20 protein-coding genes and 1 tRNA gene are annotated in these 24,731 nt (G+C 60.9%); 19 read left to right on the top strand and 2 right to left on the bottom strand.

The annotated features are described in order from the left end of the window. Window positions 1-136 precede the first annotated feature (136 nt). The 11 genes from M9827_RS18365 to pgaD all read left to right on the top strand — a co-directional run bounded on the left by M9827_RS18365 (window position 137) and on the right by pgaD (window position 14,279). Window positions 137-565 (top strand): MarR family winged helix-turn-helix transcriptional regulator, encoded by a 429-nt coding sequence (locus M9827_RS18365; RefSeq protein ID WP_250606530.1) that lies wholly within the window; start codon window positions 137-139, stop codon window positions 563-565. Then, window positions 562-2,625: an FUSC family protein gene (locus M9827_RS18360; protein ID WP_250606495.1), complete on the top strand. Its 2,064-nt coding sequence runs from the start codon at window positions 562-564 to the stop codon at window positions 2,623-2,625. Before M9827_RS18365 ends, M9827_RS18360 begins: the two co-directional genes overlap by 4 nt. Beyond that, window positions 2,622-2,831 (top strand): DUF1656 domain-containing protein, encoded by a 210-nt coding sequence (locus tag M9827_RS18355; protein ID WP_034151805.1) that lies wholly within the window; start codon window positions 2,622-2,624, stop codon window positions 2,829-2,831. Before M9827_RS18360 ends, M9827_RS18355 begins: the two co-directional genes overlap by 4 nt. Beyond that, the gene (locus M9827_RS18350; RefSeq protein WP_250606494.1) at window positions 2,828-3,730 is read left to right on the top strand and encodes an efflux RND transporter periplasmic adaptor subunit; all 903 of its coding nucleotides are present in this window, start codon (window positions 2,828-2,830) and stop codon (window positions 3,728-3,730) included. The genes M9827_RS18355 and M9827_RS18350 overlap by 4 nt, the downstream gene beginning before the upstream one ends. After that, window positions 3,727-5,169 (top strand): efflux transporter outer membrane subunit, encoded by a 1,443-nt coding sequence (locus M9827_RS18345; RefSeq protein ID WP_250606493.1) that lies wholly within the window; start codon window positions 3,727-3,729, stop codon window positions 5,167-5,169. The genes M9827_RS18350 and M9827_RS18345 overlap by 4 nt, the downstream gene beginning before the upstream one ends. Before the next feature lie 93 nt (window positions 5,170-5,262). Next, the gene (locus M9827_RS18340; protein WP_250606492.1) at window positions 5,263-5,898 is read left to right on the top strand and encodes an NADH:ubiquinone oxidoreductase subunit N; all 636 of its coding nucleotides are present in this window, start codon (window positions 5,263-5,265) and stop codon (window positions 5,896-5,898) included. Window positions 5,899-6,146: 248 nt separating this feature from the next. Then, window positions 6,147-7,652, top strand: a complete 1,506-nt coding sequence (locus tag M9827_RS18335) for a YdgA family protein (protein ID WP_250606491.1) — start codon at window positions 6,147-6,149, stop codon at window positions 7,650-7,652. Window positions 7,653-7,901: 249 nt separating this feature from the next. After that, window positions 7,902-10,382, top strand: a complete 2,481-nt coding sequence (pgaA, locus tag M9827_RS18330) for a poly-beta-1,6 N-acetyl-D-glucosamine export porin PgaA (RefSeq protein WP_250606490.1) — start codon at window positions 7,902-7,904, stop codon at window positions 10,380-10,382. 12 nt (window positions 10,383-10,394) lie between these two features. Beyond that, a complete protein-coding gene (pgaB, locus tag M9827_RS18325; protein ID WP_250606489.1) occupies window positions 10,395-12,392 on the top strand; it encodes a poly-beta-1,6-N-acetyl-D-glucosamine N-deacetylase PgaB in 1,998 nt (665 codons plus the stop codon). 1 nt (window position 12,393) lies between these two features. Then, complete coding sequence (pgaC, locus tag M9827_RS18320; RefSeq protein ID WP_122844372.1) at window positions 12,394-13,749, top strand: poly-beta-1,6-N-acetyl-D-glucosamine synthase; 1,356 nt, start codon at window positions 12,394-12,396, stop codon at window positions 13,747-13,749. Then, window positions 13,746-14,279, top strand: coding sequence for a poly-beta-1,6-N-acetyl-D-glucosamine biosynthesis protein PgaD (gene pgaD / locus M9827_RS18315; protein ID WP_250606488.1), 534 nt, complete (start codon window positions 13,746-13,748; stop codon window positions 14,277-14,279). The genes pgaC and pgaD overlap by 4 nt, the downstream gene beginning before the upstream one ends. 96 nt (window positions 14,280-14,375) lie before the next feature. Here the strand turns inward: pgaD and M9827_RS18310 are convergent, their stop codons facing one another. Continuing rightward, window positions 14,376-15,899 (bottom strand): FAD-dependent oxidoreductase, encoded by a 1,524-nt coding sequence (locus M9827_RS18310; RefSeq protein WP_250606487.1) that lies wholly within the window; start codon window positions 15,897-15,899, stop codon window positions 14,376-14,378. 139 nt (window positions 15,900-16,038) lie between these two features. Between M9827_RS18310 and M9827_RS18305 the strand changes: the two genes are divergently transcribed. The 5 genes from M9827_RS18305 (at window position 16,039) to M9827_RS18285 (ending at window position 19,848) form a co-directional block, all read left to right on the top strand. Next, on the top strand, window positions 16,039-16,599 hold the full coding sequence (locus tag M9827_RS18305; protein WP_250606486.1) for a YbhB/YbcL family Raf kinase inhibitor-like protein: 561 nt from the start codon (window positions 16,039-16,041) through the stop codon (window positions 16,597-16,599). Window positions 16,600-16,685: 86 nt separating this feature from the next. Then, window positions 16,686-18,365, top strand: a complete 1,680-nt coding sequence (locus M9827_RS18300) for a vWA domain-containing protein (RefSeq protein WP_250606485.1) — start codon at window positions 16,686-16,688, stop codon at window positions 18,363-18,365. A 30-nt stretch (window positions 18,366-18,395) separates the two neighbouring features. Then, window positions 18,396-18,977, top strand: a complete 582-nt coding sequence (locus M9827_RS18295) for an RNA polymerase sigma factor (protein ID WP_250606529.1) — start codon at window positions 18,396-18,398, stop codon at window positions 18,975-18,977. Beyond that, window positions 18,974-19,561, top strand: a complete 588-nt coding sequence (locus M9827_RS18290) for a hypothetical protein (protein WP_250606484.1) — start codon at window positions 18,974-18,976, stop codon at window positions 19,559-19,561. Before M9827_RS18295 ends, M9827_RS18290 begins: the two co-directional genes overlap by 4 nt. 20 nt (window positions 19,562-19,581) lie before the next feature. Further along, window positions 19,582-19,848 (top strand): hypothetical protein, encoded by a 267-nt coding sequence (locus M9827_RS18285; RefSeq protein ID WP_250606483.1) that lies wholly within the window; start codon window positions 19,582-19,584, stop codon window positions 19,846-19,848. 77 nt (window positions 19,849-19,925) lie between these two features. Here the strand turns inward: M9827_RS18285 and M9827_RS18280 are convergent. Next, window positions 19,926-20,002 (bottom strand) — tRNA-Arg (locus M9827_RS18280). A 443-nt stretch (window positions 20,003-20,445) separates the two neighbouring features. Here M9827_RS18280 and gabD point away from each other — a divergent pair. The 3 genes from gabD (at window position 20,446) to M9827_RS18265 (ending at window position 24,697) form a co-directional block, all read left to right on the top strand. Further along, window positions 20,446-21,888 (top strand): NADP-dependent succinate-semialdehyde dehydrogenase, encoded by a 1,443-nt coding sequence (gene gabD / locus M9827_RS18275; RefSeq protein ID WP_093440380.1) that lies wholly within the window; start codon window positions 20,446-20,448, stop codon window positions 21,886-21,888. A 185-nt stretch (window positions 21,889-22,073) separates the two neighbouring features. Beyond that, the gene (gene gabT, locus M9827_RS18270) at window positions 22,074-23,351 is read left to right on the top strand and encodes a 4-aminobutyrate--2-oxoglutarate transaminase (RefSeq protein ID WP_250606482.1); all 1,278 of its coding nucleotides are present in this window, start codon (window positions 22,074-22,076) and stop codon (window positions 23,349-23,351) included. 134 nt (window positions 23,352-23,485) lie between these two features. Beyond that, window positions 23,486-24,697, top strand: a complete 1,212-nt coding sequence (locus M9827_RS18265) for a response regulator (protein WP_250606481.1) — start codon at window positions 23,486-23,488, stop codon at window positions 24,695-24,697. The last annotated feature ends 34 nt before the right edge of the window (window positions 24,698-24,731 follow it).

The raw sequence follows: 24,731 nt of genomic DNA, 5'->3' as shown, positions 1-24,731 counted from the left end.
TCTCAGCGCCAATTCCTACAGGCAAGCAGGCAATTTGTTTCAAAACTTGACTGAAATTCCCCTCCAATGCGATATTGATAGTTAGCAAACTAACAGTATGCATTTCCTCGTGCCGAACGATCTCGACGCTCTCCAGATGAACATCAGCAGTGCCATGGTGGTGGCCGCCAGGCATTGGCGGAAGATCTGCCAGACCACGCTGGTCAACTATGGAATCTCCGAAGCCTGCGCCGTGCCGCTCTTGATGATCGGGCGTCTGGGCGAGGGCGTGCGCCAGGTGCAGGTGGCGCAGGCCGCCGGGATGGAGAGTCCATCGCTGGTGCGTCTGCTCGATCAGTTGTGCCATTCCGGCTACGTCTGCCGCACCGAAGATGCCCAGGATCGCCGCGCCAAATGTCTGAGCCTCACCGACACCGGTCGCGAACTCGTGCAAGCGGTCGAGATCGAACTGGTGCGCTTGCGTCATGAGGTGCTCGAAGGCATCGAGCAAAGCGATCTGGAAGCTACGCTTCGGGTACTCAGGGCTTTTGAAGCGGCTCATTCGCCTGTGGTGATCAATTCTTGAACGGTTTTTTCTCCGGCATTCCGCCCGCCCGTGACTGGTTCTACGGGATCCGCACGTTTGCAGCGTCGATGACCGCGCTGTACATCGCTCTGCTCATGCAAATGCCGCGTCCGTATTGGGCGATGGCCACGGTGTATATCGTCTCCAGCCCGTTTCTCGGGCCGACCAGTTCCAAGGCGTTGTACCGGGCAATCGGTACGTTTCTTGGTGCGGCGGCAGCGGTACTGTTTGTGCCGATGTTCGTGCAGAGTCCGTATGTGTTGGTGGTGGTGATCGCCTTGTGGACGGGGATTTTGCTGTTCATGTCCCTGCACCTGCGCACGGCCAACAGTTATGCGTTGATGCTCGCCGGTTACACCTTGCCGCTGATTGCCTTGCCGACGGTGGATAACCCGCTGGCGGTGTGGGACGTGGCGGAAGCGCGCACGGAAGAGATTTTCCTCGGCATCGCCGTTGCTGCCGTGGTCGGTGCGATGTTCTGGCCGCGACGGCTGGCGCCTGTGTTCAACGACGCCGTGGGCAAGTGGTTCGCCGACGCCACGACGTACAGCCTGAAATTTCTCAGTCGCGACGTGCAGCCCGAAGAAGTCACCGCGCTGCGCATGGCCATGGTTGCCAATTTCAACAGCCTTGAGCTGATGATTGGCCAACTGCCCCACGAAGGCGCGCGGCCGCAAACCGTGCGCAACACCAAGGAACTGCGTGGGCGCATGATTCACCTGTTGCCGGTGATCGATGCGCTGGAAGATTCGCTCTATGCCCTTGAGCGACGCACGCCCGAACTGGTGGAAAAATTCTCACCGCTGCTCGCCGCGACCCGGGAATGGCTCGGCCATCAGGATGCCGATCTCCAGCGCTGGCAAGCACTGAAAGACCAGCTCGAAGCCCTGCAACCGAGCGCCGAGGCGCTGGAAGATCGCAAGCAACTGCTGTTCTCCAACTCGATCTACCGCCTCGGCGAATTCATCGATCTGTGGCAGGACTGCCGCAGTCTGCAGGACGCCATTCTCTGCGAGCGCCAAGGCAGCTGGCGCGCGGTGTATCGCCACTGGCGCCTCGGTCGCCTGACACCGTTTATCGATCGCGGGTTGATGCTGTATTCGGTGGTCTCGACGATTCTGGCGATCATCGTCGCCTCAGTGCTGTGGATTCTGCTGGGCTGGCCCGACGGCGGCAGCGCGGTGATTCTGGCGGCGGTGGCGTGTAGCTTCTTTGCATCGATGGACGACCCGGCACCGCAGATCTACCGGTTCTTTTTCTGGACCGGCATGTCGGTGCTGTTCGCCAGTCTTTATCTGTTTCTGATTCTGCCCAACCTGCACGATTTCCCGATGCTGGTGCTGGCGTTTTCCATCCCGTTTATTTGCGTTGGCACGTTGACCGTGCAGCCGCGCTTCTACCTCGGCATGCTGCTGACGTTGGTCAACACCTCGTCGTTCATCAGCATTCAGGGCGCTTACGACGCGGACTTTTTCGCCTTCGTGAACTCGAACCTGGCGGGGCCGATAGGTCTGTTGTTCGCGTTTATCTGGACGCTGGTGGCGCGTCCGTTCGGTGCGGAGTTGGCGGCCAAGCGCCTGACCCGTTTCAGCTGGAAAGACATTGTCCACATGACCGAGCCGGCCAACCTCGCCGAGCATCGGCAATTAGGCGTGCAGTTGCTCGATCGGTTGATGCAGCACCTGCCGCGTCTGGCCCTCACCGGCCAAGACACCGGCATCGCCATGCGCGAAGTGCGCGTTGGCCTGAACCTGCTCGACTTGCTCGCCTACACCCCTCGGGTGACGGGCGCACCGAACGCTTTGTTGCAGCAAGTGGTCAGTGAAGTCGGCGCGTATTTCCGCGCCTGCCTCAAGGCCGGCGAACGCTTGCCGGCACCGCCAGCGTTGCTGATGACCATGGACCGCGCGCGCCGAGCACTCAATGGCCAGGGCGATGAAGAAACCCGTCTGAATCTGTTGCACGCCTTGAGCGGTTTGCGTCTGGCACTGTTGCCCGGCGTCGAATTCGTCTCCAGCGCCGAGCCCGAAGAACCGCTGCCCGAAGGAGCGCCCCTATGATCGGTGATCTGGACATCAGCGGCATTTTCCTGCCGACCCTGCTGGTGCTGATGGGCATCACTTATGTGCTGTTTCTGTTGGTGCATGGCGTACTTCAGCGCGTGCACTTTTACCGTCTGGTCTGGCACCGGGCATTGTTCAACGTGGCTCTCTACGCGGTACTGCTGTACGGCGTGGACTCACTCAGTCGATACCTGATGACATGAAAAAACCGTTTTTGACCATCGGTCGCGTGGTACTGACCCTGCTGATCGTGACTTTTGCCGTTGTCCTCGTCTGGCGCATGGTCATGTATTACATGTTCGCGCCATGGACCCGCGACGGCCACATTCGCGCCGACATCATCCAGATCGCCCCGGACGTGTCCGGGTTGATCCAGCAGGTTGAAGTGAAAGACAACCAGTTGATCAAGCGCGGCCAGGTGCTGTTCAGCATCGACCAGGACCGTTTCAAACTGGCGCTGCGTCAGGCCAAAGCCGCAGTCGCCGATCGCGAAGAAACCCTCGCCCAGGCCCAGCGTGAAGCCAAACGTAATCGTGGCCTCGGCAATCTGGTGCCGGCCGAGCAACTGGAAGAAAGCCTGTCGAAGGTCGCCCGCGCGCAGTCGGCGCTGGCCGAAGCGGTGGTCGCGGTGGACAGCGCACAGCTCAACCTCGACCGCTCGGTGATCCGCAGCCCGGTGGACGGTTACGTCAATGATCGTGCGCCGCGTCCGCAGGAATTCGTCACCGCCGGGCGTCCGGTGTTGTCGGTGGTCGACAGCAATTCATTCCACATCGACGGCTATTTCGAAGAGACCAAACTCGACGGCATTCATGTCGGTCAGTCGGTGGATATCCGTGTGATCGGTGACCGCGCCAAACTGCGCGGGCATGTCGAAAGCATTGTTGCCGGTATCGAAGACCGCGACCGGACCAGCGGCAGCAACCTGTTGCCCAACGTCAACCCGGCGTTCAGCTGGGTGCGGCTGGCGCAGCGGATTCCGGTGCGGATTGCCTTTGATGATGTGCCGGCAGACTTCCGCATGATCGCCGGACGTACCGCCACCGTTTCGATCATCGACGACCAGAAAGCCGACGACCGCAAGCAGGAGCCCGCGCAATGAACCGGGCGCTGATGATCGCCGGGTTGGGCGTGATGCTCTCGGCCTGTCAGATGGTCGGGCCGGATTATCATGTGCCGGCGGATGCGGCGGTCCAGCGCGAGGATTTTCAGGGTGAACTGGCAGTGGCCGGCAAACCGGTGGTGTCGGCGCCCGTACCGGCGGACTGGTGGCGTCTTTATAAGGATGCGCGGCTGGATCAACTGGTGCAGCAGGCCATGGCCTCCAACACCGATTTGCGCGTCGCGGCGGCGAACCTGCAACGGGCTCGAGCTCAGGTCGATGAGGCCGAAGCAGCGGGCGGCTGGAGCGCTGGTGTGAAGATGGGCGCGCAGCGTTTGCAAGAGTCTGGTCAGGCCTTCTTGCTGCCGGAAAAAGTCCCGGTCGATAACGTCGGCGACATCGGCATCAGCGCTTCTTATCAGTTCGATCTGTGGGGCACCTTGCAGCGTGGCATCGAAGGCGCCAAGGCCAATGCCGATGCGACCCAGGCCGCGGCAGACACGGCGCGGATCACTTTGGTGGCGGACGTCGTCCGTGCCTACACCCAGGTCTGCGCGGCCAACGAAGAACGCGAAATCGCCGAGCATTCCCTCGATCTGCAATCGCAAAGCACCACGCTGATCCAGCGTCTGCGTGACGCCGGACGTGGCGACGAAACCCAGGTCACCCGTTCGCAAACCCAATTCAAATCCCTGCGCGCCGACCTGCCGCGTTATGAAGCGGCGCGTCAGGCCGGGCTGTTCCGTCTGTCGATGCTGCTGGCGAAACCGGTCGATCAATTGCCGGCCGGTACCGCCACCTGCGCCGAATTGCCGAAAATCGCCCAATTGGTGCCGGTCGGCGATGGCGCTGCGCTGCTCAAACGTCGCCCGGACATTCGTCAGGCCGAACGTCGTCTGGCCGCTGCGACCGCCGGGATCGGCGTCGCCACTGGCGAGTTGTATCCGGACATCAGTATCGGCGCGACCATCGGCACTGTTGGTCTCATCGATGACCTCGGTGATCCGTCGACCAACCGCTGGGGCTTCGGCCCGTCGCTGAGCTGGAAAGTACCGACCAACGGCGCCCGCGCACGCATCCGCGAGGCTGAAGCCACGACCCAAGGCGCTTTGGCGCACTTCGACGGCGTGGTGCTCAACGCCATTCGCGAAACCCAGACCGGTCTGGCCCAGTACAGCGCACTCCTGCAACGCCGCGATGCGCTGGCCGATGCCGAGCAGTCGGCGAAACTGGCGGCCGACCAGACCCACCGCTTCTTCCAGGCCGGTCGCGAGTCGTTCCTCGCCGACCTGCAGGCGACTCGCACCTACACCGATGTCACCGCGCAACTGGCCGCCGCCAACACTCAGGTTGCCATGAGCCAGATCGATTTGTTCCTCGCCTTGGGCGGCGGTTGGGAAAGCGGACGAACGCACGCCACAACCGCCAGCAAACCCTGAGGCCGTTGCTATGCTTTGAAGTGTTGGAAGGGTGCCCCGAGCAAGGCGCCCTTTCAGCGCACATTGCTAGCGCTGGTCTAGGGGAAACCAATAATGAAAAACCCTTACGCTCTCGGCTTCTGGTGCGCCCTCACAGCGCTGGTGCTGCTCTCGGCCACCTATTTCTACGGCATCATGCTGGCTCATCAGATCGACAAGGCCATGGTGTTCCTCGATAGCGCCGTCGCGTTGATCGCGGTCATGGCAATCGTCGTCGTGGCGTGGGCGTCGGTTCAGGTGCAGCGGGTCAAGAAAAAACACCTCGAACAGGGCAAGACCCTGGTGCTGATCTGGGACACCAAAGTTGCCCTGCGCCGGGTCGAAACCGTGTTCGACCGATATTTCTGGGGCAGTTACTGGCAGCCGGGACGGACCTTCGCCGAAGTCATGGGCGAACTCACCGGCACGCCGCTGGAAAAAAGCCTCGAAGCGCTGAAAAAGCAGTGCCTGGAACTCGACAAGCAGATTGAAGGCGAGGGCTGGCATTGGTTGAACAACGCCCGCGAATTGTCGGATGTCGCCACGGCCATGGCCCGCGAGCGCTATCAACTGGACTTTTGCGACCCGCGCGCCGACGGGCCGGGTGGGGCGGTGATCGATCGGGATTTTGAGGTTCTGGTTTACACCTGGACCGCGCGGCTCAAAAGCTTTGATCATCAGCTGGATGAGATTGAGGTTCAGTATTCCTGAACAGCAAAAGATCGCAGCCTGCGGCAGCTCCTACATTGGAACGCGTTTCTCTGTAGGAGCTGCCGCAGGCTGCGATCTTTTTGCTTTCCCGAGTGTCCATAGACACTCTTTAACCTTTAAACATTGGGCCAGCTCGCGCGCCCGGTGCTAATCTCCACCGCTGAATTCAGCGCAGTCGAGCCGCGACCCGGTCACGGGTTCAGGGAAGACGACCACACTCACAGCCACGGAAATCGATCAGGTCATTCATGAATAAATCAGCAGGCGTGCTTCTCGGAATTGTTGTTGCCATCGGCGCGATCAGCGCAGGCGGGGCCTGGTACACCGGGACCAAGATCGAAGGCGTGTTGAACAACGCCGTCAGCAATGCCAACCAAGAGCTGCAAACCGCCATGGCCGGCTCCAACGGCACCGCGTCGCTGGAACTGGTGTCGCTGGAACGCCACACCTTCACCAGCACCGCGCACTACCGCCTCAAAGGTGAAGGCGAGATGTTCGGTGATGCGCCGGTCGAGCTGCTGTTCGTAGACCACATCGAACATGGCCCGCTGCCGTTCTCGCGTCTGGTTTCACTGAAGTGGCTGCCGGTCATGGCCACCAGCAACTATGAGCTGGAAAAGAACCCAGCCACCGAAAAATGGTTCGCCGCCACCAAGGGCGCCGCGCCGCTCAAAGGCGTGACCAGCATCGGCTACGACGAATCGACCACCAGCACCCTCGACCTGCTGCCGTTCGAAACCGCGCTGGATGAACAGTCGAGCCTGAAGTTCTCCGGCCTGACCATGAACATCTCCGCCAACGCCAAAGCGCAGAAGGTCAAGGCAGACGGCTACATGGACAACCTGAAACTGGTGACCGTGGCTGAAGACCAGGCGCCGGTGCAGGTCGAGCTCAACGGTCTGACCCTGGCCAGCAACCTCGCCAAGAGCAGCTACGGCTACTACACCGGCGAAAACACGCTGGAACTGAGCAACAGCAAGACCACCTTCGGCATCAAGCAATCGGTACTCGGCGTGAAGAACTTCGAAATGAAGAACCTCACCGAAGAAACCGGCAGCAATGCCTCTGGTCGTGCGGACTACAAGATTGGCGAAATCAGCCTCAACGACAAGAAAATCGGCTCGGCAAACATGGCCATGAGCCTGAAAAACCTCGACATCCCGTCGACGATGTCGCTGATGCAGATCTACCAGACCAAATTGCAGCCGTATGAAAAGGCTGCCGCCGAGGCTGCAGCTCAGGGCTTGCCAGCGCCGGAGTTGAACCTCACCGAAGCTGAAAACGCGCAAGTCAAAGCCGATCTGCAGAAGCTGCTGGCTGCCGGCCCGCAGATCGCGCTGGAAAATCTCTCGTTCAATACCGCCAACGGTGAGAGCAAGGCCAATCTGGTCATTGACCTGACCAAACCGCAATCGATGGATCTGCCACCGGATCAACTGGGCAAGCAACTGATCGCGCTGCTTGACCTGAACATTAAGGTGTCCAAGCCTATGCTGGTCGATCTGCTCAGTGTGCAGGCGCAACTCGACGGTCAGACCGATGCCAAAGCCATTGTCGATCAGTCCAAGGAAGCGGCCGACATGTTCGCCGGGATGGCGGTCGGTTCGCAGTTGGCCGTTGTCGATGGCACCAACGTGGTGACCAAGCTGCATTACGCCGCCAATCAGGTCGAATTCAACGGCCAGAAGATGACCGTTGAGCAGTTCGTCGGCTTCCTGATGAGCAAGTTCGCAGGCGTCACGCAAGTGCAGTAATCCTGCGCTCTTAATAGCAACGCCCGGCCTCTGTATCGCACAGACGCCGGGCGTTTTGCTGTCTGGCGTTCGGGTTTTCAGCGTTTCCGGAGCACGATTCTGAACAATTATTGTGTTCCGGAGATTGGTCTACGCTTGCGTGCAAGACTGCCTGACTAAGCTTGGCCGTTGCATGTGCATTGGCGGCCACCGTTACGAATGGGCAAGGAGGGCATTGCGACCCGGCTGGCCATGTAAGGATGCTGACGAATGCCGCGTATTGATGTTCCTGTATTACATCGTGGTTTACGCCCTTTGTTCCGAGTCGCGCTGTGCAGCCAATTGCTCTGGCCGGCACTGGCGTTTGCCGACACCCCCTACGATCAAATGGTGCGCGACGCCCGTGCCGGGCAGTACACGCCGGCGCTGACGGTCTTGCGTCAGGTGCCACCGGGCCAGTCGACCACCGGGCAGATCAGCGATCATCTGCAAATCGCCAGTTGGGCCGGCCTCGATGCCGAAGTGGTGCAGGTTTATGAAACCCAGGGCCGCGACCGCGCCCTGCCGGTTCAGGCGCTGACCGCCACCGCCCGCGCCTATCGCAACCTCAAACGCTGGGATCAAGCCACGCAGGTCTACAACAAGGCCTTGGCGCTGGAGCCGGATAACGCCGACCTGCAACTGGGCCTGGCCTTGACCCAGGCGGATGCCGGCAAACCCGACGAAGCGGTGACCCGCGCCAAAGCGCTGGTCGCGGCCAAGCCAGATGATCCTGCCCGGCGCCTGGCTCTGGGCTACGCCCTGACCCGCAACAACAAACCTTACGATGCCCTGTTCGAATACGATCAGGCCTTCAAGCGCGCCGGCACTAAACCGGAAGTCGCTCGCGAATACGTGGTCGCCCTGCAAAAGGCGCGTCTGCCGGAACCGGCGCTGCGTCTGGCCAATCAACGTCCGGGGTTGATCGATCCGGTCACGTTGCGTCGCCTCGAGGGCGATCTCGCCGCCGAGCGTGTGCGTCTCGCCGAACTCGCCACCCGCAGCGAAAAAGAACGCTACGTCATCGCCGACCGCGCGCTGGCCGACTACGACAAACTGCTCGCTACCTGGACGCCGGACGCCAGCGCTCAGGATGATGTGACCCGCTGGCGCATCGACCGCATGGGCGCGCTCAAGGCCCGGGCGCGCACTGCTGACGTCATTACCGAGTACCAGAAGCTGCAAGCCGAAGGCGTGAAGATTCCAACCTACGCCCTGCGCTGGGTGGCGGCGTCTTATCTGGATCAGCGTCAACCGGAAATCGCCACCGACCTGTATCGCCAAGTGCTGGCGGCGCCGGACGCCGATGTCGGTGATCGCCTCGAAGACACCACCGCGCTGTACTACGCGTTGCTGGAAAGCGACCGCGCCGATGAAGCGCGCAAAGTCGCTGAAGACGCCGCCAGGTCCCAGCGTCCGCGTGTCGAACTGAAAGGATTGCCAATCGGCAACCCCAACGATGAATGGATGGATGCCCAGCAACTCGCGGCGCAGGCCGGCACCTACGGTTTCGACCTGCCGCACGGCGAGGAACGCTTGCAGACTCTGGTCGATCAGGCCCCCGGCAACATTGGTCTGCGTCTGGCTCAGGCTGATCTGTACCTGGCCCGACAATGGCCGCGCCGCGCAGAAATGCAGCTCAAGGAAACCGAGAGCATGGTGCCGCGTGACATGGGCCTGGAAATTGGCCAGGCCCACACAGCCATGGAACTGCAGGAATGGCGGCAAATGGATGCGCTGACCGACGACGTCGTCGCCCGTTATCCGGATAACCGCCAGGTTCAGCGTCTGGCCCGTGAACGCGAAGTGCATGACATGTCCGAACTGCGCGTCGAAGCCTATGGCGGCAAGGCCAACGGTGGCGGCAGTGGCGATACCGGCGCCGTCAGTGGCAGCCGCGATTTTGGCATCCAGACCACCCTGTACAGCCCGCCCATCGATGAGGACTGGCGCGTGTTCGCCGGGGCCGGCTATGCCACCGGCGACTTCGCCGAAGGCACCGGTCACCACCGCTTCCAGCGTGTCGGTCTGGAGCGGCGCACCCGCGACATGACCCTCGAAGCCGAAGTCTCCAACCACTCCTATGGTTTCGGCGACAAACAAGGCGCGCGGCTGGCGATCGCCCGTGACATCAACGACCACTGGCAATACGGCGGCAGCCTCGAATACTTGTCGGCCGAGACGCCGTTGCGCGCGCTCAACAGTGACATCAAGGCCAATGGTGGCAGCGGTTTTATCCGCTGGCGCGCCAACGAAAGCCGCGAGTGGCGTCTGTCGGTGAGCCCATCGCACTTCAGTGACGGCAACAACCGCGTCGAGGCCTTGCTCACCGGTCGCGAGGGCGTCTACAGCGCGCCGAACGTGCAGGTCGATGCCGGTCTGGAAGTCGGCACCAGCCACAACTCCAAGTCCGATGACGTGCCGTACTTCAACCCCAAATCCGACTTCAGCGTGATGCCGCTGGTCAACGTCAATCACGTGCTCTACCACCGCTACGAAACCTCCTGGAGCCAGCAGTTCCAGGCCGGTGCGGGGACGTACAGCCAGCGTGATCACGGCACAGGTGGCATGGCCCTGCTCGGTTACGGCCAGCGTTATGCCTGGAACGACGTGTTCGAGGTGGGCGGTTTGTTCAGTGTGATCAACCGGCCTTACGACGGTGATCGGGAGACCGATCTGCGTCTGCTCGTCGACCTCACTTTCCGCTTCTAGAAGAGTTTGAAGATGCCTTTGATTTCGCGTTGCATCCTTCTGCTGGGAGTGCTGCTGGTCAGCGCCTGTGCCCAGCAAGCTCCGGCCTTCGCGCCGCCGTCCGAGCGTCCGCTGGCGGCCAGTGAAAAACCCTGGCCGAAAAATCACGTGCTCGGCATCGCCTATCACGATGTTGAAGACCGCGATCCCGATCAGGCCGTGGTGGCGGTGCGCACCGAGCGCATGATCGAGCAGCTCGCCTGGTTGCGCGAAAACGGCTACAAACCGGTGACGGTCGACCAGATCATGGCCGCGCGCAAGGGCGGCCCGGAGCTGCCGGCGAAAGCGATCCTGCTCAGTTTCGACGATGGTTATGCGAGTTTCTACACCCGCGTGCTGCCGGTACTGCGCGCCTATAACTGGCACGCGTTGCTGGCGCCGGTCGGCGTCTGGATCGACACGCCGCTCAATCAACCGGTGGATTTCGCCGGCGCTCCGCGCGCACGTTCCGATTTCCTGACCTGGGATCAGGTGCGCGAGATCTCGCAATCCGGTCTGGTGGAAATCGCCGCGCACACCGACGCCAACCACAAAGGCATTCTGGCCAACCCGCAGGGCAACCTGCAGCCTGCTGCCGCGACCCGGCGCTACGATCCGCTGACTAAGCGTTATGAATCCGAGGCCGAATTCCAGGCACGGATCCGCACCGACGTGAACAACATCTCGGAAAAAATCCGCAAGGTCACCGGCAAGAAACCCCGCGTCTGGGTCTGGCCGTATGGCGCGGCGGACGGCACATCGCTGACCGTGGTCGGCGAGCAGGGCTATGAAATGGCCCTGACCCTGGATGACGGCCTCGACGCTCTCGACAACCTGATGAGCAGCCCGCGTTTCCTCGTCGCCTCTGACCCTGATGGTCAGCATTTCGCCAACAGCGTCGTCGGCGTGCAGTCGGATTTCGCCATGCGCGTGGTGCATGTCGATCTGGACAACGTCTACGACCCGGACCCGGCACAACAGGACATCAACCTCGGCAAACTGGTGCAGCGCATGGCCGACATGGGCGCCAACACGGTGTTCCTGCAAGCCTTTGCCGACCCGAAGGGCGATGGTCTGGTGCACTCGCTGTACTTCCCGAACCGTCACTTGCCGGTACGTGCGGATATTTTTAACCGCGTCGCCTGGCAGCTACGTACCCGCGCTAACGTGAAGGTCTTTGCGTGGATGCCGGTGCTGAGTTTTGGTCTCGACTCGAAACTGCCGCGCGTGACCCGTTGGGACCCGAAAACCGGCATCACCTCGGTGGATCCGGATCAGTACCAACGCTTGTCGCCGTTCGATCCTGAAGTGCGACGGATCATCGGTGAAATCTACGAAGACTTGGCGCGCCTGACCTCGGTCAACGGCATCCTTTATCACGACGATGCGATTCTGTCGGACTTTGAAGATGCCAGTCCTGCGGCGCTCAAAGCTTATGCGGCCAGCGGCTTGCCGGGTTCGATCGCGGCGTTGCGCGATGACCCGGCGGCCCTGCAGCGATGGACGCGGTTCAAGAGCCGCTACCTGATCGACTTCACCAACGAGCTGACTGCCAAAGTTCGCGCCATCCGTGGCCCGCAGGTGCTGACCGCGCGCAACATTTTCGCCGAGCCGATGCTCAATCCCGACAGTGAAGCCTGGTACGCACAGAACCTCGACGATTTCCTGCAGACCTACGACTGGACCGCACCAATGGCTATGCCGCTGATGGAAAAACAGACCCAGGCCGAGTCCGGCCCGTGGCTGGAAACCCTGGTGCAAACCGTCAGCAAGCGTCCCGGAGCCCTGAACCGCACGGTGTTCGAATTGCAGGCCCGCGACTGGACGAAAAAGGATCAGGCCGACATCGACGGTGCGCATCTGGCGGACTGGATGGGCCGTCTCAAGCGTCAGGGCGCGACCAGTTTCGGCTACTACCCGGACAACTTCCTCGACAACCTGCCGGACCTGAAAACCGTAAGGCCTGCCCTCTCCAACAAATGGAATCCATAACATGCTGGATAGACTGTTAGCCCTGCTTGTTCTGGCGCTCGTCCTCGGCGTGCCGCTGGGGCTGATCTTCCTGGTCACCGGGCAGTTCCTGATGGACTTCGTGTTCTTCTACCCGTTGTTCATGTCCGGGTTGTGGATTGCCGGTGGCCTGTACTTCTGGCTGCACTGGGAGCGCCACTGGCCGTGGAAGGACGACACCCTGCCACCGCCACTGGAAGGCGAGCCGCTGATCTCGATCCTGATCCCTTGCTACAACGAAGGTGACAACGCCGCCGATACGATCCACGCGGCGCTGGCCCAGCATTACCCGAACATCGAAGTCATCGCGATCAACGACGGCTCCAAGGACAACACCGCGCAAGTGCTCGATGCGCTGGCCAAGGAAGATCCGCGTCTGCGCGTGCTGCATCTGGCGGAGAACCAGGGCAAGGCTGTCGCTCTGCGCATGGGCGCGATTGCTGCGCGCAGTGAGTATCTGGTGTGCATCGACGGTGACGCGCTGCTGGCACCGAACACGGCTGCGTATCTGGTCGCGCCGATGCTGGATAACGCACGCCTTGGCGCAGTCACCGGTAACCCGCGGATACGTACGCGCTCGACGCTGGTCGGGCGGGTGCAGGTCGGTGAGTTCTCCTCGATCATCGGCCTGATCAAACGCACACAACGGGTGTTCGGGCGGATTTTCACCGTGTCCGGCGTAATCGTCGCGTTCCGCCGTACCGCGCTGAACCGCGTCGGTTACTGGAGCCCGGACATGATCACCGAAGACATCGACATCAGCTGGAAGCTGCAACTCGACCACTGGAGCATTTTCTACGAGCCGCGCGCGCTGTGCTGGATCCTCATGCCGGAAACCCTCGGCGGACTGTGGAAGCAGCGTCTGCGCTGGGCTCAGGGCGGCGCCGAAGTGCTGTTCAAGAACATCCGTGGCATCTGGCAGTACCGTCACCGGTATCTGTGGCCGCTGCTGTTCGAATACTGCCTGTCGACCGGATGGGCATTCACCTTCCTGTTGTCGGTGATCTTCTGGGGTGTCGGCAAGTTCGTGGTCATGCCCGAAGCCATCGCGGTGGATCATTTGATGCCGCCGGCATTCACCGGGTTGCTACTGGCGTTTGTCTGCCTGGTGCAGTTCGCCGTCAGCATCATCATCGACCGGCGCTACGAGCCGGGGTTGGGCAAGACCATGTTCTGGGTGGTCTGGTACCCGATCGCATTCTGGTTTGTCAGTTTGCTGACCACGCTGGTCAGCTTCCCGAAAGTCTTGTTCGGCCAACATCAGAAACGTGCGCGTTGGGTCAGCCCTGACCGCGGCATCAAACCGATCGGCGACGACGAAGAGGAGGTCATCAAATGAAAATCATCCGGACCCGCCAGCGGCCGTTTCTGGTCGTGGTCGATGTGATTCTCACCGTGGTGGCGTGGGTGGGGCTGCTGTTTTTGCTGATACGCGGACTGTGGCCGTTGATCGAAACTCACGCGGGTGGGCCGCGCATCGACAATTCAGCGTTCGAAGCGCTGGGCACCTTGCAGATCTATCTGTGGGTGGCCTTGGTCAATGCAGTGATTCTGATTGGTTGGGCGCGTTATCAGCAGCGCAAAAGCCGCAGCTTCGCCCAGCGCCGTCTACCATCGCCGGTGATCGACGATGCGGGGCTGAGCAAGAGCTTCAAGCTTTGCGACGATCGCTTCCAGAAACTGCGCACGCCTGGGGTGATGACCATTCACAACGATCAGGAGGGCGACATCAGCCATGTGGTGACGCATTTCTGGCCGGTTCAACCGCAGGAATTGCCACCGCCGCTGGCACCGCTGGAGCACCCGCGGGTGATCTTTCTGCATGCTGAAGATGACGATAATCGCGAACCGGTGAATCGTATTACCTGAATGGTGAACCCTGTGTAGGAGCTGCCGAAGGCTGCGATCTGTTGATCTTTAAAGTCAAAAGATCGCAGCCTTCGGCAGCTCCTACACGGGTTTGTTTCAGTCGCGGATCAATGTCCAGGCCTCTTCCATTGCCAGCGGTTGCTTCATTCGCTCGGCCAGCAGCGCCATCGCCCGTTCCTTCTCGCAAGCGACTGCAGCGACCAGCACACCGTTTCTACCGAACAGACCAATAAATGGCGGATGTTCAGGCTCGCCGAGAAACTCGACCTCATCCCAGTGTTCGGCGTGGCCGAGGTAGTCGTAATTCTTGCCGAAATGCCAGGTCCAGAAAACCGGTACGTCGAGGTAACGCTCTTCGCCACCGAGCATATTGGCAGCGGCGATGCGTGCGTGTTGCTGGGCCAGGCGCCAGTGTTCGATGCGCTGCAACTGGCCGTTCAGCGGAAACGTGGCGATGTCGCCGATGGCCCATAGGCCTTCGGTGACGCGCAGGCCGCCATCAACGCGCAATGACTGATCTTTTTCTTTCGGCAGTGCCGCGAATGCCTCGGTGGCCGGGTGCACGCCGACCCCGGCCAGCACCAGATCTGCCGAAAGACGCAGGCCATTGTCCAGCAGCACGGCCTCGACCTTGCCATCGCCGATGATCTCCGTGGCTGCGTGTTCGGTGATGAATTTCACCCCGTTCTGTTCGTGCAGTGCGCGGATCGCCTGGCCCACGGCTTCACCGAATTGCGCAGCGAAGGGAATCGCGTGGCGAGCCAGTACCGTGACGTCGAGGCCATATTGGCGCAGGGCCGATGCGCATTCGAGGGCGATGAAGCTGTCGCCGATGATGACGGCGCGCTGGTCCGGTCTGGCAGTGTTCATGATCTGTTCGGCCTGGGCTTTTGAGCGCAGGACGAACACGTTGGGCAGCTCAGCCCCAGGCAAATCCAGCGGGTTGGGCTCGCCACCCGTGGCCAGTACGGCGGCGTCGTAGTTCAGGGTCTGGCCATCGTTGAGCTGCAGGGTTTTGGCCTGGGCGTCCAGTGCGGTGATTTCGCTGTGCAGGCGTTCAATGCGCTGCTCTTTATAGAAAACTTCGTCGCGCAACGCCGGGGTTTCTGCCGCCGGCATTTCCCCTGCGAGAACAAATTTGCTCAGTACCGTGCGGTCGTAGCCGGCAGCCTCCTCGCGATCGATCATCACAATCCGGCCACCGAAACCCTTTTCCCGTAACGCCGCCGCGCACGCCGTACCTGCAGCTCCGGCACCGACAATCACGAAAGTACGCGAATCATCCGCTGGAGGCGTATGCGGATCGGGCAATGGCTGATCATCGACCCAAATCTCGTCGCCACGCAGTTCCAGCGGATAGCGCTTGAGACTGTCGAGCGCCGGGGGCTCACACAACGCGCCATCCTCGGCGCGAAACGCAGCTTTGTGCCAAGGGCAGATCAGGCGTCCGTGACACAACGCACCCTCGGCCAACGGCGCGCCGGCATGTGGACATTCGCCCTGAAACGCGCGTAGCTGGCCGTTGATACGCAACAGCACAAGCTTGCAGTCGCCGATTTCAACTTGCAGGCCACGGTCTTCAGGGACATCGGCGATACGGGCGACACGGTGCAGGGGCATGAGCGGCTTCCTCGCGGGCATTTCTCTTGTGAGTTTGCGCCGCAGTGCGAGGTTCAGCCATTTGCTACTGCCACGGCACGAACGGTACAGCTATAGTTTGCAGGCCGACGACGGCCCCACTGCACAAGGTGCTCCCGGAATGACCCGATTGACCTCTCTCAACCCCTGGCTGGCGGCCCTCGCCGTCACCCTTTGCGTGCAGCTCCCGGCGCAGGCCCAAGAGCGTTTCACCCTGAGCATTCCGGGGGTTTCCGATAACCGCCTGTTCACCTCGGCCGCGGCCAGCGATGCGCCCGGTTGCGGCGGCAAGAACCAGTCGCCGGCGCTGAGCTGGAACGCCGGGCCTGCCGGCACCCAGAGCTACGCGATCGTCATGCACGACCCTGACGGCCAGAAAGGCCTGGGCGTCGATCACTGGATTCACTACGGCATCAAGTCCACCACGCACCAGATTGCGGCAGGCGTCGGTGCCAAATCCGCATTCGAAGGCGTTGGCGGCACCAACAGCAAGGGCAACACCCATTACATGGGGCCGTGCCCGCCAGTGGGCGACAGTGCGCACCACTACATCATCCAGATTTACGCGCTGGATCTCGCGCCAGACGCCTTGCCGGCCGGTCTGACCCGCGCCGAGCTGATGGAAAAAATCAAAGGCCATGTGCTGCGCAACAGCAGTGCGGTGCGCCGTTATCATCGCTGAAAATTTTTTCGCGGCGTTTAACCCGAACTGAAAGGGCTGCCCGTCTCACGGGATGAATGATCAACTTCATCCCGAGGTCAGCCCCCATGTCTCTTTCTCTTTTGCGTCCTGTTGCGGTTGGTGTGCTGCTGGCGCTCGCCGGTTGCGGTGCGTCTTCCACACCCGATTCTGCGGTTGTGCCACCGGCGGCACAGCCTGAAGTGCTGGTTCAGCAGGAAGCCGCTATGGCGGGGGGGGCGATGGCCAAGCGCATGGTCCGGCCGGCGCCCATCGCCAGTTTCGCCGCGATGCCCAGCGCAGACAGTTATCCACAGGGCTACCGTGACGAGTCGCGCGAGCAGTATCAAAAACTGGCCGACAACCCGATCCACAATGTCGCCGAAACTCCGGTTTCAACCTTCAGCGCTGATGTCGACACGGGCGCCTACGCCAATGTCCGCCGCTTGCTCAACCAAGGTCGGCTGCCACCGGAAGGTGCCGTGCGACTGGAGGAAATGGTCAATTACTTCCCCTACGATTACGCGTTGCCCAGCGATGGCTCGCCGTTTGGCGTGACCACCGAACTGGCCGCTTCACCGTGGAACCCGCATACGCGTTTACTGCGCATCGGCATCAAGGCCTCCGACCGCGCCGTGGCGGAACTGGCCCCGGCCAATCTGGTGTTTCTGGTCGACGTGTCCGGCTCGATGGATCGCCGCGAAGGCCTGCCGATGGTCAAAAGCACGCTGAAACTGCTGGTTGATCAGTTGCGCGATCAGGATCGCGTGTCGCTGGTGGTGTATGCCGGTGAGTCGAGAGTGGTGCTGGAGCCGACTTCCGGACGCGACAAAGCGAAAATTCGTACTGCCATCGAGCAATTGACCGCCGGTGGTTCGACCGCTGGCGCTTCGGGCATCGAGTTGGCCTATCAAATGGCGCAGCAGGCTTTCATCCCCAAAGGCATCAATCGCATCCTGTTGGCCACCGACGGTGACTTCAATGTCGGCATCAGTGACTTCGACAGCCTCAAGCAAATGGCTGTGGATAAACGCAAAACCGGGATTTCGCTGACAACCCTGGGTTTCGGTGTGGATAACTACAATGAACACCTGATGGAACAATTGGCCGACGCCGGCAATGGCAACTATGCCTACATCGACAACCTGCGCGAGGCGCGCAAAGTGTTGGTGGATCAGTTGAGTTCGACCCTCGCCGTTGTGGCGCAGAACGTCAAACTGCAGGTGGAGTTCAACCCGGCGCAGGTCAGCGAATATCGCCTGCTCGGCTACGAAAACCGTGCGTTGAAGCGTGAGGATTTCAGCAATGACAAAGTCGATGCCGGCGAAATCGGCGCAGGACACACGGTGACCGCGTTGTACGAAATTGTCCCGGCGGGCGAGAAAGGCTGGCTGGAACCGCTGCGTTACGGCAATTCCGACGCCGCTGTTTCGGCAAAGAGCGGAGAATTGGCGATGCTGCGTGTGCGTTATCAGCGTCCCGAAGGTGGGAAAAGTCTGCTGATCGAACGGCCCATCGCCAATCAGGTTGCAACCGCCAGCGAGGATCTGCGTTTTGCCGCCGCCGTCGCCGCGTTTTCCCAGCAACTCAAGGACGCTCGCTACACCGGCGACTTCAGCCTGAAAGACACCGTAGCATTGGCCCGTGGCGCTCGCGGCGATGACCGCTTCGGTTTGCGCAACGAGTTCGTGCAATTGGTCGAGCTGGCACAAAGTCTGCGTACCGCGAGCGCTTCGAACGCGCTGGCCACTGAACGACGGATTGAATAAGTGAGTCGTCTGAAAGGCTTTATCAGTCAGCTGTTTGCCTCGGCAGACAGCTCAACCGCGAGCAGCGATGAATCGCTGCTCGCGCGTTACCGCGAGGGCGACGGCGCGGCGTTCGAGATCTTGTACGCCCGCCATCGCCAAGGCTTGTACCGATTTTTACTGGGGTTGAGCGGCAAACCGGAACTGGCCGACGAAGTGTTTCAGGAAACCTGGCTCAGCCTGATCCGCAGCACCAGTCAGCCACAAGGGCGGGCGACATTTCGTACATGGCTGTTTCAGATTGCCCGCAATCGCCTGATCGACCACTGGCGCAAACACGGCGCCCGCCAACCGCTGCACGACAGCTACGACGAGCAAAATCACGCGGTCAGCGATGAGACGAACGATCCCGAACAACTGCTTAGCCTCAGCCGTGACAGCCAACGCCTGGAAAGCGCCCTGCAAACCCTGCCCGCCGACCAACGCGAAGTGTTCCTGCTGCGCGCCCACGGCGACCTCGACCTGGCACAAATCGCCAGCCTCACTGAAACACCGCTGGAAACCGTCAAAAGCCGCTTGCGCTACGCCCAGCAAAAACTGCGTCGGCTGCTGGCCGAGGAGGTACTGACATGACTGACGCCCGCCAGAATCCCGAAGAACAACTGCTCAAGCATTACCGTGAGCAGCATGCCGAGCCACCTGCACACCTTGATGCATTCATTCTTGAGGCGGCCCGCCGCGAAACCCCGTCACCACAGCCAGGTCTGTGGCAACGCTGGCTCGACGCCTGCCGCAACCCACGCTGGCAAGTGGCGTTCGCCAGCCTCGTTGGTATCGCCCTGATGTTATCGCTGGTACAACGCGCGCCCGAGCCGCAAGGGCAATACGACTTCGCCCCGGCTGCCAAACCTGCCGCACCGCTGATGCGTAAACAAGCCCCCGAAGCATTGCCAGCACCCGCCGGCGGCATGGCCGCACCCGCGCCAATGGCGGAAATGGCTGCGCCGATGCAAAGCGAAGCCATCAGCGCCGACGAAGCCAATTTGAGCAAACGCAGCGCCGCCCCGGCCAATGGCCTCGACGCGCAACTGCGCGAAGTCCTGCGTCTGCGCGAATCCGGCCAATCGCAGGCCGCCGACAGCCTGTTCAACAACCTGCACAAACGCTACCCGAACGCCGATCTCGACACCCGACTCCTACAGTTGCAGAAAAAATGACCGCCTGATCCCCCAGCCATTTGGCATTGCCCCGCAAAAACGCGCACTATCGGGGCATTGCCAATACGCTGGAGGACAACGTGGCAGCAAAAATTGACCGCATCGCCCAACTGCTCAACTGCCCGGACAAGGGCGAAGAGATGCGGCGAGCGATTACTGAAGCGCGTAAGGAATTTCTGCTTAACCAGCCGGAAGAAGATGTCGTTGAGGAAGACGATGTTTTTGAAGAGGTTGAGGAGGAAGACGACGATGAGGATTATGACGAGTTTGACTGGACGACGGAGTGACGTCGTTCCGCTCCCTCTGCATCGCCCACAAAAAAGCCCCGAACCATCACAGTCCGGGGCTTTCTCGTTTAAATCAATGGTGCACCAGGCGGGATTCGAACCCACGACCCCTGCCTTCGGAGGGCAGTACTCTATCCAGCTGAGCTACTGGTGCAGCGGGCGACATCATACCTAGGTCGGCTCGGGGCGTCCATGCTGGGTTTTGGGGCGTATTGTCAGTGCGCGTGTCGGTGCAAATCGCGGTATTCCATAAAGCGGTAACGTCCTGCAAAACCCTCGCTTGGCGCTTTTGCGGGACTGTTCTATGGTTTTGCTGCGGCTGAGGCTTTAGGCGCGTTGATCTGAAAAATTCCACAAACACGCCGTTTTTGTTCTTTTTTTCGAACGACCTATTGTCCTTTAACCCCTTTGATCCTACGATCCGTTTGAGATTTCAAACGCTCGTTGACCGGGCGTTGAAGCGCCGGTGTTTCGAATCGTGCACGGTTGATGCGCCACACCCGGTCTCTGATTTCCCTGACGGCAGCCTTGCGAGGCGCCTTTCTACAATCATAATTTTGCTCCGCGCAGGCCGCGGTGCTGTTAAGGAAAGCCGACATGCAGCTTAAAGACACCCTGTTGTTCCGCCAGCAAGCCTTCATTGATGGCGCTTGGGTCGATGCGGACAACGGTCAGACGATCAAGGTCAACAACCCGGCCACCGGCGAAATCCTCGGTACCGTGCCAAAAATGGGCGCCGCCGAAACCCGCCGTGCCATCGAAGCCGCTGACAAAGCGCTGCCGGCCTGGCGTGCACTGACCGCCAAAGAGCGTGCCGGCAAGCTGCGTCGCTGGTTCGAACTGATGATCGAGAACCAGGACGACCTCGCGCGTCTGATGACCCTCGAGCAGGGCAAGCCGCTGGCCGAAGCCAAAGGCGAAATCGTTTACGCCGCTTCGTTCATCGAGTGGTTCGCCGAAGAAGCCAAGCGCATCTACGGTGACGTGATTCCGGGCCACCAGCCAGACAAGCGCCTGATCGTAATCAAGCAGCCAATCGGCGTGACCGCAGCTATCACTCCGTGGAACTTCCCGGCGGCGATGATCACTCGTAAAGCCGGCCCGGCGCTGGCTGCCGGTTGCACCATGGTGCTCAAGCCTGCTTCGCAAACGCCGTTTTCCGCTTTCGCCCTGGCCGAACTGGCTCAGCGCGCAGGTATTCCTGCGGGCGTGTTCAGCGTGGTCTCCGGCAGCGCTGGCGACATCGGCAGCGAGCTGACCAGCAACCCGATCGTGCGCAAGCTGTCCTTCACCGGTTCGACCGAAATCGGTCGTCAGCTGATGTCGGAGTGCGCCAAGGACATCAAGAAAGTCTCGCTTGAACTGGGCGGCAACGCGCCGTTCATCGTGTTCGACGACGCGGATCTGGATAAGGCCGTCGAAGGCGCGATCATTTCCAAGTACCGCAACAACGGCCAGACCTGTGTCTGCGCCAACCGTCTGTACATTCAGGATTCGGTCTACGACGCGTTCGCCGAGAAGCTGAAAGTGGCCGTGGCCAAACTGAAGATCGGCAACGGTCTGGAAGACGGCACCACCACTGGCCCGCTGATCGACGAAAAAGCCGTGGCCAAGGTGCAAGAGCATATCGCTGACGCCGTAGCCAAAGGCGCCACCGTGCTGGCTGGCGGCAAGCCAATGGAAGGCAACTTCTTCGAGCCGACCATCCTCACCAACGTGCCGAAAAATGCTGCTGTGGCCAAGGAAGAAACCTTCGGCCCTCTGGCGCCGTTGTTCCGTTTCAAAGACGAAGCCGAAGTGATCGCGATGTCCAACGACACCGAGTTCGGTCTGGCCTCCTACTTCTACGCTCGCGACCTCGGTCGTGTGTTCCGTGTTGCTGAAGCGCTGGAATACGGCATGGTCGGCGTCAACACCGGGCTGATCTCCAACGAAGTCGCGCCATTCGGCGGCATCAAGGCCTCGGGCCTGGGCCGTGAAGGCTCCAAGTACGGCATCGAAGATTACCTGGAAATCAAATACCTCTGCCTGGGCATCTAAGCCCTGTAAGAGATCGCTGTAAACGCAAAGGGCACGAGAGCGCTGTCCCTTTGCGTCGTTTCAAACCGGAATTTTCTCTGCGGCCAGGAACGCCGTGGCAGTCGATCATCGCATGCTGCCACCGTCGATTTCTCCCGCTTAATCCTTGAACCACGCCGCCCGATGAGCGGCGAATGAGGACTGTAATGAGCAAGACTAACGCAGAACTGATGGCCCGTCGTACCGCAGCTGTTCCACGTGGTGTTGGCCAGATTCACCCGATCTTCGCTGAATCGGCGAAGAACGCTACCGTGACTGACGTTGAAGGTCGTGAGTTCATCGACTTCGCTGGCGGCATCGCGGTGCTGAACACCGGCCACGTGCACCCGAAAATCATCGCCGCCGTGACCGAACAGCTGAACAAGCTGACCCACACCTGCTTCCAGGTGCTGGCTTACGAGCCGTACGTTGAGCTGTGCGAAAAGATCAACGCCAAGGTTCCGGGTGATTTCGCCAAGAAAACCCTGCTGGTGACCACCGGTTCCGAAGCCGTGGAAAACGCCGTGAAAATCGCCCGTGCCGCCACTGGCCGCGCTGGTGTGATCGCCTTCACTGGCGCTTACCACGGTCGCACCATGATGACTTTGGGCCTGACCGGTAAAGTCGTGCCGTACTCGGCTGGCATGGGCCTGATGCCAGGCGGCATCTTCCGCGCGCTGTACCCGAACGAACTGCACGGCGTGAGCATCGACGATTCGATCGCTTCCATCGAGCGCATCTTCAAGAACGACGCCGAGCCGAAAGACATCGCTGCGATCATCATCGAGCCTGTGCAGGGTGAAGGTGGTTTCTACGTTGCGCCGAAGGAATTCATGAAGCGTCTGCGTGCTTTGTGCGACCAGCACGGCATCCTGCTGATCGCTGACGAAGTACAAACTGGCGCTGGCCGTACCGGTACGTTCTTCGCCATGGAGCAGATGGGCGTTGCTGCCGACCTGACCACCTTCGCCAAATCCATCGCTGGCGGCTTCCCGCTGGCCGGTGTCTGCGGCAAGGCTGAATATATGGACGCCATCGCCCCAGGCGGCCTGGGCGGCACCTACGCCGGTAGCCCGATCGCCTGCGCCGCGGCATTGGCCGTGATGGAAGTGTTCGAAGAAGAAAAGCTGCTGGATCGCTGCAAGGCTGTCGGCGAGCGTCTGGTCACTGGCCTGAAAGCCATTCAGGCCAAATACCCGGTCATCGGCGAAGTCCGTGCCCTGGGCGCGATGATCGCGGTCGAGCTGTTCGAAAACGGCGACAGCCACAAGCCAAACGCGGCTGCAGTGGCGTCTGTTGTGGCCAAGGCGCGCGACAAGGGCCTGATCCTGCTGTCCTGCGGCACCTACGGCAACGTTCTGCGCGTACTGGTACCGCTGACTTCGCCGGACGAGCAGTTGGACAAAGGTCTGGCGATCATCGAAGAGTGCTTCTCCGAGCTCTGATCTGCCTGTGATCTGATCGACAAAAAACCCGCTGCGGCGGGTTTTTTTACGCCCTTTGAAACTCATCTGCGCATTCGCACTGTATCGAATGGCCAGCATTGGCTAAGGTTCAGGCATTGCAAGGGAGCGCGCGCATGACTGCCGTTGAATTACCCGCTGTACCGCGAGTGTTGATTGCCGAGGCCGATCCGTGGTCTCGCGATCTGCTCAAACAAGTGTTGCTGAACGTGCGTTGCGACGCACGGCTGGATCTGTGTGCCGATGGCCAGCAAGCCATGTCGATGCTCAGTGAGGTGCCGTATGACCTCGCTATCGTTGATTGGGAGTTGCCCGGTATCGACGGTTTGAGCGTGCTGCGCAGCGTGCGGCAGCGCAAACGCAACCCGCCGTTGCCGTTCATTCTGATGAGCAGCCGCAACGACAGCGCCAGCGTGCGCGAAGCGATTCCGTTGGCGCCTACGGCCTATCTGACCAAACCACTGAACATGGAGAGCCTGACCGAGCGTTTGCAGGGTTTGCTGCTCAATGCCGGTGAAGAGGTGTCCTGTGAGGTGCCGACATTGGCGCCGGGTATGACCTTGTCGGTGTTTCTCGAGCGCCGTCGCGAGCAGGCCGATGGTGCGCCACTGATGACCGATGTGCAGGTGGCGGTTAAACGCAGCCTCAACCCCAACGGGCTGGATCTGAAGCTGCTGGAAGAAGAGATTCGCACCGACCCACAAATCACGGCGGTGCTGATTGCTGCGGCCAACAGCGCGGCGCAGCACCATGGCGAGCCGGTGCAAACACTGGCGCAAGCCCTGCATCGGCTGGGCACCGGGCAGAGCATGAACCTGATTCTGGGTCTGGCACTCAAGCGCAGCGCCAGGCTCAGCGATCCATGTCTGGCGGATTACGCTGAGCGTTACTGGGGCCTGTCGCTGCATACCGCTGAATACGCGCGCACCCTGGCGCGCCTGCTCGATCTGGATCAGGAACGCTGTTACTGCGCGGGCATGCTGCATCGTCTAGGTGATCTGGCGCTGTTGCGTTGTCTGCAGGAGTGGAAACAGGCCGGCGGAGAGCTGGATGAGTGGGAGGAGGTGGGCGAGGCGCTGGCGGAGTTTGGCGCCGCTTATGGTTCGGCCTTGCGCACCCGCTGGCGATTGCCGCTGGAGCTGCGCGAGCTGATCGCGTCGGTCTATCAGCTCGGTGGCGGGGTGTATTCCCGTGAGGCGCTGGTGATGAACATGGCGGCGCAGATGGCGCGTCTGACCGAGCATGAGGGCATTGAGGAACTGGCGAAGAGCCGCACGGCGCGGTTGCTCAAGATCGGGCTGCCAGAATTGATGCGGATGCGTAAATAACCCGGATTCACCGACATTCCAAATGTGGGAGCGA

This window comes from Pseudomonas sp. AKS31 (genome assembly GCF_023634765.1).
In the GTDB taxonomy this organism is placed as follows: Bacteria; Pseudomonadota; Gammaproteobacteria; order Pseudomonadales; family Pseudomonadaceae; genus Aquipseudomonas.
This window is presented reverse-complemented; position numbering and strand designations above follow the sequence as displayed.